At 72.3% G+C, this 15432-nt stretch carries 11 protein-coding genes; 5 read left to right on the top strand and 6 right to left on the bottom strand.

The features are described 5' to 3' along the window. Positions 1-54: 54 nt before the first annotated feature. From ACWIGU_RS43390 to ACWIGU_RS43375, 4 genes are all read right to left on the bottom strand, one after another. Complete coding sequence (locus ACWIGU_RS43390) at positions 55-777, bottom strand: exonuclease domain-containing protein (RefSeq protein ID WP_454407431.1); 723 nt, start codon at positions 775-777, stop codon at positions 55-57. A gap of 121 nt (positions 778-898) precedes the next feature. Continuing rightward, positions 899-2155 carry an SAV2148 family HEPN domain-containing protein gene (locus tag ACWIGU_RS43385; protein WP_454407406.1) on the bottom strand — a complete coding sequence of 419 codons (1257 nt, stop codon included), beginning with the start codon at positions 2153-2155 and terminating at the stop codon, positions 899-901. A 101-nt stretch (positions 2156-2256) separates the two neighbouring features. After that, on the bottom strand, positions 2257-3564 hold the full coding sequence (locus tag ACWIGU_RS43380) for a copper amine oxidase (protein WP_454407405.1): 1308 nt from the start codon (positions 3562-3564) through the stop codon (positions 2257-2259). A 42-nt stretch (positions 3565-3606) separates the two neighbouring features. Next, a complete protein-coding gene (locus ACWIGU_RS43375) occupies positions 3607-4395 on the bottom strand; it encodes a Tat pathway signal sequence domain protein (RefSeq protein WP_454407404.1) in 789 nt (262 codons plus the stop codon). 159 nt (positions 4396-4554) lie between these two features. Between ACWIGU_RS43375 and glgX the strand changes: the two genes are divergently transcribed. Then, entirely contained in the window at positions 4555-6669 is a 2115-nt protein-coding gene (glgX, locus tag ACWIGU_RS43370; protein ID WP_454407403.1) for a glycogen debranching protein GlgX, read from the top strand. Here the strand turns inward: glgX and ACWIGU_RS43365 are convergent. Continuing rightward, on the bottom strand, positions 6623-7891 hold the full coding sequence (locus ACWIGU_RS43365) for an MFS transporter (RefSeq protein ID WP_454407402.1): 1269 nt from the start codon (positions 7889-7891) through the stop codon (positions 6623-6625). The genes glgX and ACWIGU_RS43365 overlap by 47 nt on opposite strands. A gap of 90 nt (positions 7892-7981) precedes the next feature. On the opposite strand from ACWIGU_RS43365, the gene treY reads away from it, so the two are divergent. After that, a complete protein-coding gene (gene treY, locus ACWIGU_RS43360; protein ID WP_454407430.1) occupies positions 7982-10396 on the top strand; it encodes a malto-oligosyltrehalose synthase in 2415 nt (804 codons plus the stop codon). A 127-nt stretch (positions 10397-10523) separates the two neighbouring features. Beyond that, entirely contained in the window at positions 10524-11774 is a 1251-nt protein-coding gene (locus ACWIGU_RS43355; RefSeq protein WP_454407400.1) for a M14 family zinc carboxypeptidase, read from the top strand. A 44-nt stretch (positions 11775-11818) separates the two neighbouring features. Here the strand turns inward: ACWIGU_RS43355 and ACWIGU_RS43350 are convergent, their stop codons facing one another. Then, the gene (locus ACWIGU_RS43350) at positions 11819-12376 is read right to left on the bottom strand and encodes a DUF1707 and FHA domain-containing protein (RefSeq protein WP_356279466.1); all 558 of its coding nucleotides are present in this window, start codon (positions 12374-12376) and stop codon (positions 11819-11821) included. A 195-nt stretch (positions 12377-12571) separates the two neighbouring features. On the opposite strand from ACWIGU_RS43350, the gene ACWIGU_RS43345 reads away from it, so the two are divergent. Both ACWIGU_RS43345 and treZ read left to right on the top strand, forming a co-directional pair. After that, on the top strand, positions 12572-13522 hold the full coding sequence (locus tag ACWIGU_RS43345; RefSeq protein WP_454407398.1) for a GNAT family N-acetyltransferase: 951 nt from the start codon (positions 12572-12574) through the stop codon (positions 13520-13522). Between the two features lie 135 nt (positions 13523-13657). Continuing rightward, positions 13658-15406 (top strand): malto-oligosyltrehalose trehalohydrolase, encoded by a 1749-nt coding sequence (gene treZ / locus ACWIGU_RS43340; RefSeq protein WP_454407397.1) that lies wholly within the window; start codon positions 13658-13660, stop codon positions 15404-15406. The last annotated feature ends 26 nt before the right edge of the window (positions 15407-15432 follow it).

Raw genomic sequence — 15432 nt, 5'->3', positions numbered from 1 at the left:
ACGGCTTCACCGGCCCCCGGGCCGGTGGCTCCGTGAAGCCCCCCGCCCCACCACTCAGGCCCCGGGCCCCGTCAGCTCCCGCATCGGCCACGCCGCCTCGACCACGGCCTGTGCGTCGCCCTTGCGGCGCAGGAAGGACTGGAAGTCCGCCGCCCACTGCGCGTACCACTCGATCTGGGATTCGTGCAGCCGGGCCGGTCCGAGGGAGGCGACCTTCGGGTGGCGGCCGGCTATCGCGGCCGCCAGGCGCGCGGCAGCGAGGGCGTCGGCGGAGGCGTCGTGCGCGGATTCGAGCGTCACGCCGTACTCCGCGCACACCGCCTCGAGGTTCCGCTTTCCCTTGCGGTAGCGGTCCACCGAGCGGTCGATCGTGTACGGGTCGATGACGGGCGCGGGTTCCATGCCGCCCAGCCGCTCCCGCAGCGACGGCAGGCCGTGGCGGCGCAGCTCGGCGGAGAGCAGGGTCAGGTCGAACGCGGCGTTGTACGCGACGACGGGCACGCCCGTACGCCAGTACCCGACGAGCGTCTCGGCTATGGAGTCCGCGACCCGGTCGGCCGGCTCGCCGTCGGACGCCGCCTTCTCATTGCTGATCCCGTGCACGGCGACCGCGTCGGCGGGGATCTCGACCCCCGGGTCCGCGAGCCACTGCCGGTGTCCCAGCGGCCTCGCGTCCTTGACCTCTATCACCGCGCCCGTGACGATGCGCGCCTCGCGCGGATCCGTCCCCGTGGTCTCCAGGTCGAAGCCGACCAGCAGCTCCTGGTGCCATCCCATCGCGGCCCCCTTCTTCATGGTGCGTCCCCGTGTCTCCCCAGTGACCACCACGATGACATGGGGCACTGACAACGGGCCGGGGGCGTGGTGCTTCCCGGGGCGTCCTCGTCGTGCGGCGGGGTCAGGACACGGGCCGGGCGTCCGTCCAGGCCAGCTCGAATTCTTCGCGATACGTGGGGAAAAGTCCGGCTTCCTCCCCGTCGCGGGGGCTGTTCGCCTTCACCACGCGTCCGGGCCCCCGCAGCACGAGGACCGGCGCCTCCATGCCCCTGGCCCGGCGCAGATACGACTGGACGACCCCGACGCCGTCCGCCCCGTCGCCGTCGACCAGATACGCGGTGAACCGCGGCGTCTCGTCGTAGACCTGGATCTCGAACGCGCCCGGGTCGCGCAGCCGGGCCCGCACCCGGCGCATGTGCAGGATGTTCATCTCGACGGCGCGGCTCAGCTCGCCGCGCTTGAGGCCCAGCTCGCGCTCCCTGCGCTTCACGGCGCTGGAGGCGGGGTTGAGGAACAGCAGCCGCACCCGGCAGCCGGACTCGGCGAGCCGGACGAGGCGGCGGCCCGAGAAGTTCTGCACCAGCATGTTCAGGCCTATGCCGATGGCGTCGAGGCGGCGCGCGCCGCCGAAGATGTCCTCGGCCGGGAACTGGCGGAGAAGCCGCACCCGGTCCGGGTACACGCCCACGACGTCGGCGTACCGGTCGCCGACGAGCTCCTCGACGGCGTCGACAGGGAGCCTGCGGGCGGACGGCACGTCCGAGCCCGCGCCGAGCATCTCCAGGAGCCGCCCGGAGGCGCGCTCGGCCTGGGCGAGGACGGCCTCGGACAGGGCGCGGTTGCGCGAGACGACGTTCCGCGTCACCTCGAGCTCGTCGAGGGCGAGTTCGACGTCGCGGCGGTCGTCGAAGTACGGCTCGAAGCAGGGCCAGTGCTGCACCATCAGCTCGCGCAGCTGCGGCAGGGTGAGGAAGCTGAGGACGTTGTCGTCGGCCGGGTCGAGCAGATAGCCCTTGCGGCGGCTGACCTCGCGCACGGCGACGGCCCGCTGGACCCACTCCTGCCCGGCGGGCCCGGCGGCAGCCACGACCCAGTCGTCGCCGTGGACGGGTTCGTAGATGGGGCGCAGCACCGCGGCCACGACGGCCCGCAGCCGCTGTTCGACCAGGTTCAGCCAGATGTAGGCGCGGCCGGCCCGCTGCGCGCGCGTGCGGACCTCGCTCCAGGCGTCGGCGCCCCAGGCGAACTCCGACTCCGGTCCGATCTGGGATCCCATGTCCATCGGCCGCGCCAAGGACACCGCTCCGGGCGGGACGTCAGCGGAGCTCCCCTCGTGACCCGCGTCACCAGGGGGCAGCTCCAGCCCACCCGAGCTCACCCGCGCACCGCCTTCCGCTCCCCCGAGCACTCCCCAGCAAAGATCAAGGAAGGGTACTCCGGGAGCGGTCGGCGGTGCAGCCGGATGGGCAGGGTAGTTTCTCAACTACCGTTTCTGGGCACGCCGTTCTGGTCCGCGAGGTCGGCGGGAGTGAGCGGATTCATAGCGGTCACGTCCCTGGGGGCCAGTGAGAAGCCCTGCCAGTGGACCGGCATCGGCTGCTGGTCCTCGTCCCGGGCGATGTGGTGGAACCCGATGTTGACCCAGGTGACCGGGTGCGTGAGCGTCTGTCCGCCGACCCACTTGTCGACGCTGGCGCCTCCGCAGTGCCCGGCCGGGTTGTCGCTCGCGTACTGCTCGCACTTCTTGTACTCGGTGAAGTACACGTCGTGCTTGGTGAACGAGCGGCCGGGGAACTTGGCCGAGCGGCCGGGCACGAACTCGTAGGACCTGGGGTGGCCGTCCTTGTTCTTGCCCGCGGTGCTGACGACCCGCCACCAGCGCATGTCCTTCGCGTCACCGGCGAGTTCCTTGGTGACGGGGGTGCGGGTGGTCTTCGTGGTGGGGCTGCCGCTGCCGCTCGGCGCGGTGACCTTGGAGTCGTACTGCTCGACCTTGCTCTTGGAGGAGCCGTCGAGGCCGAAGTTGAGCCGCCAGAAGACGTTGTGGGCGTGGCTCTCGGCGTAGGCCCGGGCGCCCTTGCCGATCGGCCAGCCCTTGCCGTCCGTGCCGTTGTAGTCGTACGGGGAGATGCTGCCGGTCGCGCCGACGTTCGACGTGATCGTCCCGTCCGAGGAGAACCGCCACTCGGTGATGTACTCGTACCAGGACGCCTTGTTGACCGTGTAGACGAGGAGGTCCTTGCCCTGGGCGGTGTAGACCTTGCCACTGCCGCCGGTGCTCTCGTCGTCGTTGAGCCGGTACGCGTGCCCACGAGCGCGCGTGGTGGTGCACAGGCCCTGCACGTTGCCCCGGTCGGGCACCTTGACGGTCTTGATGGTGCCGCCGGGACACTCGCCGGGCTTCAGGTTCTGCAGGGCGTACCCGAAGTCGGTGCCGGTGACGTCGTCGTACTCGTTCTCACCGTCGTCGTAGGGGACATGGACCTGCGCGAGGCGGGCGCTGGTGAGGACGGCGATCGGCTTGGGCTCGTCCTTGGGCTGGTAGCTGACGTTGTCGAGGACGAGCCCGGACAGCGTGTTGTAGTGCCAGCACATGCGCCAGGTCGTGCCCCCGTCGAGGACCTGCTCGATCTTGTACGCGGTGCTGCAGGCCGGGGCCGCGGCGGCGGGCGCCTGCGGGGCGGCGGTGGCGGGGCCCGCGGCGCTGACGGCGGTGCCGAGCAGCGCGAGGGACGTGAGGGCGACGGCGGCCCGGGCGCGGGCGCGCCGAAGTCTGTTGACGTGCATACGGAATGACTCCTTCAAGCAGGAGAGGCGGGCGTGAGCGACTCAGCCGAGGCGGCCGACGGTGCGCGCGCTGAGGTCGACGACCAGGGCGCGGGTGTCGATCCACGGCCCGTTCCTGACCTTGGTGACGACGCGCAGGCACCGGTGCTCGCCGCAGGCGGTGAGGCCGGACGGGACGTGGGCGACGGTCTCCTTGCGGAAGACCATGCCGCTCAGCTCCAGCTGGTCCGTGCCCGTGAGCTGCTTGCCGGTGGCGTCCTCGTAGTCCTTCTTCAGGCCGTCGCCGAGCGGGTCCGCGATGAGGAGCTGGGTGGCCTCCCGCAGCTCGCCGGGGCTCGGCGGCGGCTGCACGCCGTGCGCCGTGTCGGTGTTCTCGACCTTGCCGCTGTCGAGGTTCACGGTCCTGGTCACGACCGTGTCGGCCTTGTAGTCGTAGAAGACGACCTCGGCGCGGCGCTCGGCCGCCCGCGGGCCGCTCTGCGTCGGGTCCACCTCGCTGAGGTTCGTGGACAGGTGCTGCGGCCCCCGGTCGCCCTCGACGTCCCGCGCGCTCCTGCGCAGTCCGTTGCTCGCGACGGCGAGCTGTTCGGCGCGCTTGATCTCGTCGTCGGTGAGCGGGTCCCTGCCGACCCCCTTCTCGCCCTCCTGCGGCGCGGCCTCCACCACGCCGTCCTTCGGGATCGCGTCCTGCTGGGCGGAGCCGGCCTTGGCCTGGTCACCCGCGCCCGCCTCCCCCGGCAGGGTCACGCCCAGCAGCACGGCGGTCGCCGCGGCCGCGACGGCCGCTCCCGCCATCATTTTCCCCAGATGGCGTCTTGCGAGCTCTCGCACATCTTCCCCCTGTTGTCCCCGCGGCCCCACCTGTGGGCGACGGGTATGCGTGGTCTTCCTGTAAGAGGGGCCCAATTCCTAGGTGGTTCCGTCACTTTCGGGAAGACTCTCGCCGAAGTCGCCCGGGGTATCCGGGCCGGAAGTGGAAGAGTCGTACCCATGCAGGTCTGGCCTGGACAGGCGTATCCACTCGGTGCCACCTACGACGGCGCCGGCACCAACTTCGCGGTCTTCTCGGAGGCCGCCCGGCGCATAGAGCTGTGCTTGCTGCACGACGACGGGTCGGAGACCGCGGTGGAGCTGCGGGAGTCCGACGCCTTTGTGCGGCACGCGTATCTGCCCGGCATCATGCCGGGCCAGCGGTACGGCTTCCGCGCGCACGGCCCGTACGCCCCGGAGCGGGGCCAGCGGTGCAACTCCTCGAAGCTGCTCCTCGACCCGTACGCGCGTGCGATCAGCGGCCAGATCGACTGGGGCGAGGCGGTGTACGGGTATCCCTTCGGGTCGCCCGACAAGCGCAACGACCTGGACTCTGCGCCGCACACGATGACGTCGGTCGTGGTCAACCCCTACTTCGACTGGGGCGACGACCGTCCGCCGCGCACCGAGTACCACCACACGGTGATCTACGAGGCCCATGTGAAGGGCCTCACGATGACGCACCCGGCCCTCCCGGACGAGCTGCGCGGCACCTACGCGGCGCTCGCCCACCCGGCGATCCTGGATCACCTCACGGAGCTGGGCGTGACGGCTCTCGAACTGATGCCGGTCCATCAGTTCGTCAACGACCACCGCCTGGTGGAGATGGGCCTGAACAACTACTGGGGCTACAACACCATCGGCTTCTTCGCCCCCCACAACGCCTACGCCTCCTGGGGCGACCGCGGGCAGCAGGTCCTGGAGTTCAAATCGGCCGTACGGGCCCTGCACGAGGCCGGGATCGAGGTCATCCTCGACGTCGTCTACAACCACACGGCGGAGGGCAACCACCTGGGCCCGACGCTGTCCTTCAGGGGCCTGGACAACGCCTCGTACTACCGCCTGGCGGACGACCGCCGCTACTACATGGACACGACGGGCACCGGGAACTCGCTGCTCATGCGGTCGCCGCACGTCCTGCAGATGATCATGGACTCGCTGCGCTACTGGGTCACCGAGATGCACGTCGACGGGTTCCGCTTCGATCTGGCGGCCACGCTGGCGCGGCAGTTCCACGAGGTGGACCGGCTGTCGTCGTTCTTCGACCTGGTGCAGCAGGACCCGGTGGTCTCCCAGGTGAAGCTGATCGCCGAGCCGTGGGACGTCGGCGAGGGCGGCTACCAGGTGGGCAACTTCCCGCCGCTGTGGACGGAGTGGAACGGCAAGTACCGGGACACCGTCCGGGACCTGTGGCGGGGCGAGCCGCGCACCCTCGCCGAGTTCGCCGGGCGGCTGACCGGCTCGTCCGACCTCTACCAGGACGACGGCCGCCGTCCGCTCGCCTCCATCAACTTCGTCACGTGCCACGACGGTTTCACCCTGCGCGACCTGGTCTCGTACAACGAGAAGCACAACGAGGCGAACGGCGAGGGCAACCGTGACGGGGAGAGCCACAACCGGTCGTGGAACTGCGGTGTGGAGGGCGACAGCGACGACCCCGAGGTGCTCGGCCTGCGGAACCGTCAGATCCGCAACTTCATCGCGACGCTGATGCTCTCCCAGGGCGTGCCGATGCTCAGCCACGGGGACGAGATGGGGCGCACGCAGAACGGCAACAACAACGCCTACTGCCTGGACAGCAAGCTGGCCTGGGTCCGCTGGCCCGAGGATGGCGAGCAGGACGCCCTGCTGGCCTTCACGCGCGCGATGGCGCGGCTGCGGCGTGACCACCCGGTGTTCCGCAGGCGCCGCTTCTTCCACGGGCGGCCGGTCGAGGGCACCCACGACGAGCTGTCCGACATCGCCTGGTTCACGCCGGAGGGCGAGGAGATGACGCGGGACGACTGGGGCGCGGCCCAGGCGCGGGCCCTGTCGGTGTTCCTGAACGGGCACGCGATCTCGGAGCCGGGCCCCCGGGGCGAGCGCATCTCGGACGACTCGTTCCTGCTGCTGTTCAACGCCTCGCCCGACGCGCTGGAGTTCCTCGTGCCCGTCAATCACGGGCGCCAGTGGGAGGTCGTCGTGGACACGGCGCTGCCCGAAGGTGTGCCGCTCGGGACCGGTGCGAAGGTGCGGGCCGGTGACCGCCTCACACTCCTCGACCGGAGCCTGACGGTGCTGCAGCGGCCGGCGTGACGCGTGGTTCCGCTGGGCTCTTTACGAGGAGTGCGACGCCGAACGCGAGGGCCGCGGCGACGCTGCCCACGGTGAAAGCCGCGGCGGGGCCGTGGGACTCGGCGAGGCGGCCCGCCACGGCGAGCGTGACGGCCTGCCCGCCGACGAAGGCGCTCGCGGCGAACGTCATGCCTTCGGCGAGACGTTCGCCCGGCACGGCGCGCTCGGTGAGTCCGAAGCCGGTGATCAGGTTCGGCGCGAAGACGGCGCCGAACACGGTCACCGCCACGTAGAGGCCCGGCATGCTCTGCGTGCCGATCAGCAGGAGGGACAGGAGCGCGGCGGCGGCAGTGGCGACCCGCCAGCGCAGCGCGAGCCCGAAGCGCTCCGGCACGGCGGCCATGGACAGGCCGACGACGGCGCTCATGACGCCCATGGCGGCGTAGACGAGGCCCGCCTGGTCCTCCTGGCCGAGCTTCTGGGTGAGCGCCGTGATCCCGGCCCCGCAGCCGCCGAGAAGGATGCCGAGGAGGACGAGGCCGAGGCGCACGAGCCGGACCTCGCGCGGCATGCGGGGGCGCCGGGCCCACGGCTTCCTGGGGGCGGGCGTCGTCGCGGGCCGGACCGCCGTCGCCGTCGGGTGCAGCGCGAACGCCGTGCCGCAGGCGGCGACCAGGAGAGCGGCGGCCCCGAACGCGTACGCGGGGTGGCCGACGAAGGACGCGACGCCGATCAGTGCGGGCCCCAGGACGAACGACAGCTCGTCCATGGTGCTCTCCAGCGACAGCACGGTGTTCACGACGCGCTCGTCCGCACCCCCGCGGCGGACGAGCGCGACGCCCCGGGCCCTGGCCAGCGGACCGATCCCCGGCACCGTGGCCCCGGCGAGCACGCCGAGCGCCACCAGGAGCGGCGTCGGGAGTCCCGCGAGGGCGCCGAGCGTGTAGCAGGCGATCGCGACGGCGTTCAGGAGCGAGCAGCACAGGACCACGCTCCGCTGACCGCGCCGGTCGGCGAGCCGGCCGACGACGGGCCCCATGGCCACCTGTCCGAGCGCGAGCGCGCAGGCCACGGTCCCTCCGGTCGCGAGGGAACCGCTCGTCCTGGTGATCAGCAGGACGCTGCCGAACTGGATCACCGCCACCGGCAGCCGCCCCAGGAACGAGATCACCGGGAGCAGTCCCCCGGTCGCCCCGAGCACCTCGCGGTATGTCGCCGTCGTTCCCCCCGCTGCCTGTGCCATCGTTCGAAACTATCGACGGCGCCGGTGACATATACATGCGGCGATGACACGAAAGACGCCGGGGCGGGTACGTAGGTTCGCATGACGCGCATGACACCGGACCATCACGAGGGCGAGGTCCCCGCCCCGCCCACGGCCACGTACCGGATGCAGCTCCAGCCGGCGTTCCCGTTCGCCGCCGCCGCCGGAGCCGTCCCGTATCTGGCCTCTTTGGGTGTCTCGCACCTGCATCTGTCGCCGGTCCTGGAGGCCGTGCCCGGTTCCACGCACGGGTACGACGTCGTGGACCACGCGCGCGTGCGGGACGAGCTGGGCGGTGAGGCCGGGCTGCGGGCGCTCGCGCGGACGGCGCGGGAGCACGGGCTCGGCCTGATCGCCGACATCGTGCCCAACCACATGGCGTCGGCGGCCGGGCTCAACCGGCCTCTCCAGGAGGTGCTGCGGGACGGGCCGCACTCCCCTTACGCGCACTGGTTCGACATCGACTGGGAGGCGCAGGGCGGGCGGGTTCTGCTGCCCGTGCTCGGCCACCGGCTGAGCCACGAGCTGGACCACCTGGAGGTGGACGGCCGTGTGCTGCGCTACCACGAGCACGCGTTCCCGCTGCGCGAGGGCACGGAGACGCTGCCCCTTCCCGAACTCCTCGACGCGCAGTGGTACCGGCTCGGCTGGTGGCGTCTGGCCCGCACCGAGCTCAACTACCGGCGCTTCTTCACCATTTCGGACCTCATCGGGGTCCGCGTGGAGAACCGCGAGGTGTTCGACGCCACCCACGAGAAGATCGTCCAGCTGCTGCGCGAGGGCGTCCTCGACGGGCTGCGCGTCGACCACCCCGACGGCCTCGCGGACCCCGGCGCCTATCTGAGGGACCTCGCCGACGCGGCCGGCGGGCGCTGGACCGTCGTCGAGAAGATCCTCGGCGAGGACGAACAGCTGCCCGCCGCCTGGCCGGTGGCAGGCACGACGGGCTACGACGCGCTGCGCCGGATCGACGGCCTGTTCACCGACCCGTCTGGCGCGGACGAACTGCTCGGCCTGTTCCGGCGCTTCACGGCGGCACCCGCCGACCGGGGCGGCGACTGGGACGCCACGGCGCGCCGCGCGGCGTACCAGGTCGTCACGCACGAGCTGGCGGCCGAGGTGGACCGCCTCACGCGCGAGGCGGGCAGGTTGTGCGCCGCCGATGCGGCCCTGCGCGACCACGCCCCGTGGGCCCTGCGCGCCGCTGTACGCGAACTCCTGGTGCGCCTCGACGTGTACCGGCCGTACGTGACCGGGGGCGCGGACCCCGAGAGCGTGCTCACACCCGAGGACGCCGGGGACGCGAAGGGGGTGTTCAGCGTCGCCGAGGAGGCCGAGGCGGTGGACACCGTGCGGGATCTGGCACTCGGGAAGTGCGGGTCGGGGCCCGACCACGGCGCGTTCCGGGCGCGGTTCGCTCAGACCGCGTCCGCGCTGCGGGCCAAGGCGGTCGAGGACACGGCGTTCTACCGGCACGCTCCCCTGCTGTCCGCGACGGAGGTCGGCGGTACGCCGCAGAGCCCCGCTGTGGACCCGGAGTCGTTCCACGCGTACTGCGCGCGCGTGCAGCGCGACTGGCCCTGCACGGGCACCGTGCTGTCGACGCACGACACCAAGCGGAGCGCCGATGTGCGGGCGGGGATCTCCGTGCTCACGCAGTGTCCCGGGCGTTGGGCCGATCTGCTCGCGGAGGTCACCGAGCGGACCGCGCGCGAGGGCGGCGCGAGCTCGCCCGACGCCCAACTCGCCTGGGCGGCCTGGCAGACGGCGGTCGGGTTCGGCCGCCAGGACGGCGAGCGGCTCCAGGGCGCGATGCTCAAGCATGTGCGCGAGGCGGGGCTGCACACGAGCTGGACCGAGCCGGACGCGGACTACGAGAAGGCGGTACGCGACTTCGTGGCGGCGGGCCCGTGCGGACCGCCCGGCGAGGCCGTCGCCGCGTTCGCGGACTCGTTGCGGCCCCATGTGCGGGCGAACGTCCTGGGGGCCGCTCTCGCCCATCTGACGATGCCGGGGGTACCGGACGTCTACCAAGGGACGGAGCGCGAGTACCGGGCACTGGTGGACCCGGACAACCGTGCGCCGGCCCGCTTCGACCTGAAGCTGCTGAACTCCGGCGAGGAGTCCGTGCCCCTCGATCTGTCCGACGAGAAGCTGGCGCTCACCGTCGCCGCGCTGCGGCTGCGCCGGGCGCACCCGGAGTGGTTCGGCGGCGAGTCGACGTACGATCCGCTGCCCGCGCGGGGGGCGGGCGCCGCGCACTGTGTGGCGTTCGCACGCTCCGGGGAGGCCGTCGCCGCCGTGACCCGGCTGTCCCTGCGCCTGGCGGAGACGGGCGGCTGGCGCGACACGGAACTGCCGCTCCCGGAGGGTCGCTGGGTCGACCTGCTCGCCCCGGGAGGGGAGTTCACCGGCCACGCACGCGTGGAGGAGCTGTTCGGCCGGCTTCCGGTGGCGCTCCTGGTGCGGGCGCCGGTCGGCTGAGGAGGGCGTCCGGGGGCAGTTCACGGGCGCCGGGCCGCACCGGCGGTGAGGCACCCATGCGGCCTTCTTGACAGGTGCCGCGCAGCGTGGGGTACTGCGGGATGCGACGTGGGGAGCACCAACGGGGGTGAGTCACCTGACGGAGCAGCACTACCCGAATGTGGCCGAACTGGTCCAGTCAGCACGGGAGCTGACGACTCACCGACCCGACCTGTGCGTTCTACGCCAGGTCGGGACCTCACGCGCGGGCCGGCCGTTGCACCTGTTGTCGGTGGGGCACGACCACCGCGCGGTGCTCGTGGTCGCGGGCGCCCACGCCAACGAGCCGGCCGGTGGCTCGACTCTCCTGCGCCTGGCAGAACGTGCCCTGATGGAGCGGGAGTTACGCACCGACTGCTCCTGGCACTTCCTGCTGTGCGCCGACCCCGACGGCGCGGATCTGCACCGCACCCCCGCGCCGCGCACCCTGCTCGACTACCACCGGCACTTCTTCCGCCCCGCGGGCCCCGAGCAGCCCGAGTGGTCGCCCTCCGTGCTGCCGCCCGACCGGCTGCCGCCCGAGACGCGGGCCCTGACCGGGGTCATCGACGAGCTGCGCCCCTTTCTCCAGGTGTCCCTGCACGGCACCGATCTGGGCGGCAGCTGGGTGCAGTTGACGCGGGACATACCGGGGCTCGCGGAGCCGTTCGCCAAGTCGGCGGCGGAGCTGCACATCCCGGTGGAGACGGGGGCGTCGGACGCGGCGGGCTGGCCCGCGACGGGCCCCGGCGTCCATGTGATGCCGGAGCCCGGCGTCGAGGCCGCGTTCCCCAGCCTGCCGGACGACGCCCGGCACAGCACCTGGCACCACGCCCACCGCTACGGAGGCCGCACCGCGATCGTCGAGGTCCCGATGTGGGCGAGCGACCTCGTGGACGATCCGGCGCCGCACCCCGCCCCCGACCGGGCGCTGCGGCGCCTCGCGCAACGGCTGAGCCGGGACACGCTCCTGGTGGAGGAGATCCTCCAGTCGGCGCTGCCGCGGCTTCCCGAGGTGGACGGGCCGCTGATGCGGGCGGCGCGCTGGGCCGTCGCGCTGGTGCCGGGCCTCGCGGACGACTGGCTGAAACCGCCGCCGCCGGACGCGACGATGGCATACGTGGGGAGCATCGACGCGTTCTCCAGACGGCTTCCGCTGCGGGCGGCCGCGATGCTCCTGCGGGTCCTGAAGGAGGCCGACGACCCGGACGCGGAGCGACTTGAGCAGCTGGTGACCCACTGGTGCGACGCGTTCGCGGAGCGGTTCAGTGCGCGCTGGGTGCCGCTGGAACACCAGGTCGAGCACCAGTCGCGTACGACTGTCGCGGCGGTGCGGCACACGCTCGCGGCGGGCGACTGAACGCGAACGCTGCCGGGAACGACCGGAGTTGGAACGCCCCTGCGTCAGGCGGAGTCGGCAGACAGCCGGAACGACATCCGTCCGAAGCCGACCTGGTCGCCGTCCTGGACGACCGCCGCGCCGACCACCCGCCGCCCGTTGACGGACGTGCCGTTGGTGGAGCCGAGGTCACGCAGCACCCACATGCCGCCCTGCCTGCTCAGTTCGGCGTGCACCCGGGAGACCGTCTCGTGGCTGAGGCGCAGCCCGTTGGCCGGGTCACGCCCGATCCGCAGCGGGTAGGGGTTGTTCGGCGACGGCAGCTGCAGCTTCGGGAGCCGCTCGCGCTGCCACGCCCCGCGCAGCCGCACCGTGAAGCCGGAGACCGCCGCCACGGTGCCGAAGACCACCCGGGACCAGCGGCCCTCGGTGTGCAGATCGGCGGTGAGCGCGGCCAGTTCGTCGGACCGGCGGGCGGCGAGGGCCAGTTCCATGCGCCGTACGAACGTGTCGTGCGACAGCCGGCCGAGTGCGGCGCCCTCACGGAGCTCCCGCAACGCCCTGTCGCGCTCGGCGTCGGACAGCCGCGCGGGGTACGTATGGTGCTCGAACGAGGAGGTCACGTACGTGATTGTCCGGCAGCGCGGCCGGGGTGTCCAGAAAACGACGAACTTCAGCCCGCCTCCGTACGGCCTTGACCAGCAAGGACGGTGACGGAACACGGTGTGCGGAAAACGGGGCGCGCCCGTCCCGTGCCCGCTGCTACGTTCGGCAGCCCGGACCGCCACCGGGCGCGTTCACGTGGACCAGGAGAATTCTTGACTGCCGCACCGCAAGGAAGCCCGCACCCGACACACGACGACGCGGAGCTGGTAGTCCGCGCACTGACCGAGCAAGACGTACCGCTCTTCCGTACGTTCGAGGATCCGGGCCTCGTGGGCCGCGTCATCACCGGCGTCGGCTATCGGACCGTCGCCGAGGGCGGCGACTACCGCCCGGAGTGGACCTGGGTCGCCCTGCGCGAGGGGCGCGTGGTCGCCCGGGCCGCCTGGTGGGGCGGCAAGGACGACACGGAACCGGTGAACCTGAACTGGTTCGACGTCCTGGAGGACGACGTCGAGGCCGGCGCCGAACTGCTGCGGCGGGCCCCGTTCGACGTCGAGTACGAGCTGATCCTGCCCGCGGGCTGGCGTGAGGACCCGCGGACGCGGGCGGCCGCCGAGGCCCGGATGGAGGCGGTCACGCGGGCCGGCAAGAAGCTGCTCGTGGAGCGGCTGCGCTACCGGTGGACGCCCGAGAACGGCCTGCCGGAGCGCCCCGGCCGCCTGGAGTTCCGGGCGGAACCCGACGACGAGGTGATCCTCGACGTGCTGCGCCGGGTCCACTCGGCGACGCTCGACGCGCACGCGCGGCACGCCATCGAGGAGTCGGGCCTCGACAGGGCCGCGCAGGAGGAGCTGGACTTCTTCCACTGGTGCCCGTCACCGCGCGAGTGGTGGCAGCTGGCGTACACGCCGCAGGGCGAGCTGGCCGGTCTGCACATCCCCGCTCACAACCCCGGCGGTCCGTGCATCGGGTTCATCGGCGTGGTGCCGGAGCACCGCGGTCACGGCTACGCGTACGACCTGCTGGTCGAGTCGACGCACATCCTGGTGGAGCACGGCGCCGAGTTCATCGCCGGGGCGACGGACGACGGGAACTTCCCGATGGCGGCGAACTTCACGAAGGCCGGGTACCCGGTCACGGAAAAGCGCATCAACTTCGTCTGAGGTTCACCGGCCGGTTCGGCGACGGGTCCGATCCGGCGAGGAATGCGCGGAACCCACTGCGAATCCCAGCGGATCGATCTCCGCTGGCGCAGGATGGACGGGTCGTCACTGTCGGCAGACAAGGGGGAACCGTCCGTGCAGTTCGAGGTGTGGGCACCACAGGCAGAGCGGGTCGCGCTCCACTGCGAGGGCACCACGTGCGCGTTGGAGCGCGACCCGGACCGCGAGGGGTGGTGGACGGGCGAGGCGGACGCGCGGGACGGTTCGCGCTACGGGTTCGCGCTCGACGACGGGCCGGTGCTGCCCGACCCCCGCTCGCGCCGCCAGCCGGACGGGCCCGACGGCCTGAGCGCGGTCGTCGACCACGCGCGGTACACGTGGCGCTCGGAGTCGGGGCCGGGCAGCGGCCTCCCGGGCGCGGTCCTGTACGAGCTGCACGTGGGGACGTTCACGCGTGAGGGCTCACTCGACGCCGCGGCCGAACGGCTGGGCCACCTCGTCGAGTTGGGCATCACGCATGTGGCGCTGATGCCGCTGTGCCCCTTCCCCGGCCGGCACGGCTGGGGCTACGAGGGCGTCAGCCCGTGGGCGGTGCACGAGCCGTACGGGGGCCCCGAGGCGCTGAAGCGTTTTGTCGACATGGCGCACGGGCTCGGGCTCGGCGTCGTCCTCGACGTGGTCCACAACCACCTGGGCCCCTCGGGCAACCATCTGCCCGCGTTCGGGCCGTACTTCACCGACACCCACCACACGCCCTGGGGCGCCGCGGTCAACCTCGACGCCCCCGGTTCCGACGAGGTGCGCGCCTACTTCGTCGGCAGCGCGCTCGCCTGGCTGCGCGACTACCGGATCGACGGGCTGCGCCTCGACGCGGTGCACGCGCTGCGCGACACGCGCGCGGTCCACTTCCTGGAGGAACTGTCCACGGCTGTCGACGCCCTGGCCGAGGAGCAGGACAGGCCCCTGTTCCTGGTCGGCGAGTCGGACCTCGGCGACCCGCGCGTGATCACCCCGCGCAACCACGGCGGCCTAGGTCTCCAGGCGCAGTGGAGCGACGACTTCCACCACGCCCTGCACACGGCGGTGACGGGCGAGTCCCAGGGCTACTACGCGGACTTCGCGAAGGCGCCGATGGCCGCGCTCGCCAAGACCCTGAGCCGGGGCTACTTCCACGACGGCACGTACTCGACGTTCCGCGGCCGGCACCACGGGCGCCCCATCGACCGCACCCGCACCCCCGCGCACCGGCTGCTCGGCTACGCCCAGACCCACGACCAGATCGGCAACCGCGCGCAGGGCGACCGGCTCTCCGCGAGCCTGCCCCCCGGGCTCCTCGCGTGCGCGGCCACGCTCGTGCTGACGGGGCCCTTCACGCCGATGCTGTTCATGGGCGAGGAGTGGGCCGCCGGCACCCCGTGGCAGTTCTTCACCGACCACACCGACCCGGCGCTCGCCGACGCCGTACGCAAGGGCAGGCGGCGGGAGTTCGCGTCGCACGGGTGGGCCGAGGAGGACATTCCCGATCCGCAGGACCCGGCGACCCGGGAGCGCTCCTGCCTGGACTGGTCGGAGCCGGGCAGCGACTCTCACGCGCGCGTGCTGGCCTGGTACCGCGAGCTGATCGCGCTGCGCCGCGCCCGGGCCGACCTGACGGACTCCGACCTGGCGGCCGTGCGCGTGGCGTACGACGAGGAGGCCCGCTGGATCGCGTACCGGCGGGGTGATCTGCGGGTGGCGGTGAACCTGTCGGACGAGCCGGCGGCGGTGCCGGTCGGCCGGAACGGCTACCGGGTGCTCGCCGCGTGGGAGCCGGTGGGGCTGCCCGGCGAGGACGGTCTGCTCACCGTCCCTCCGCAGTCGTGCGCGGTGCTCGTCGGGCCATGAGCCGGCCCATGAGTCGGCCCATAGGG

The organism is Streptomyces sp. NPDC055400 (assembly GCF_053644375.1).
This window is presented reverse-complemented; position numbering and strand designations above follow the sequence as displayed.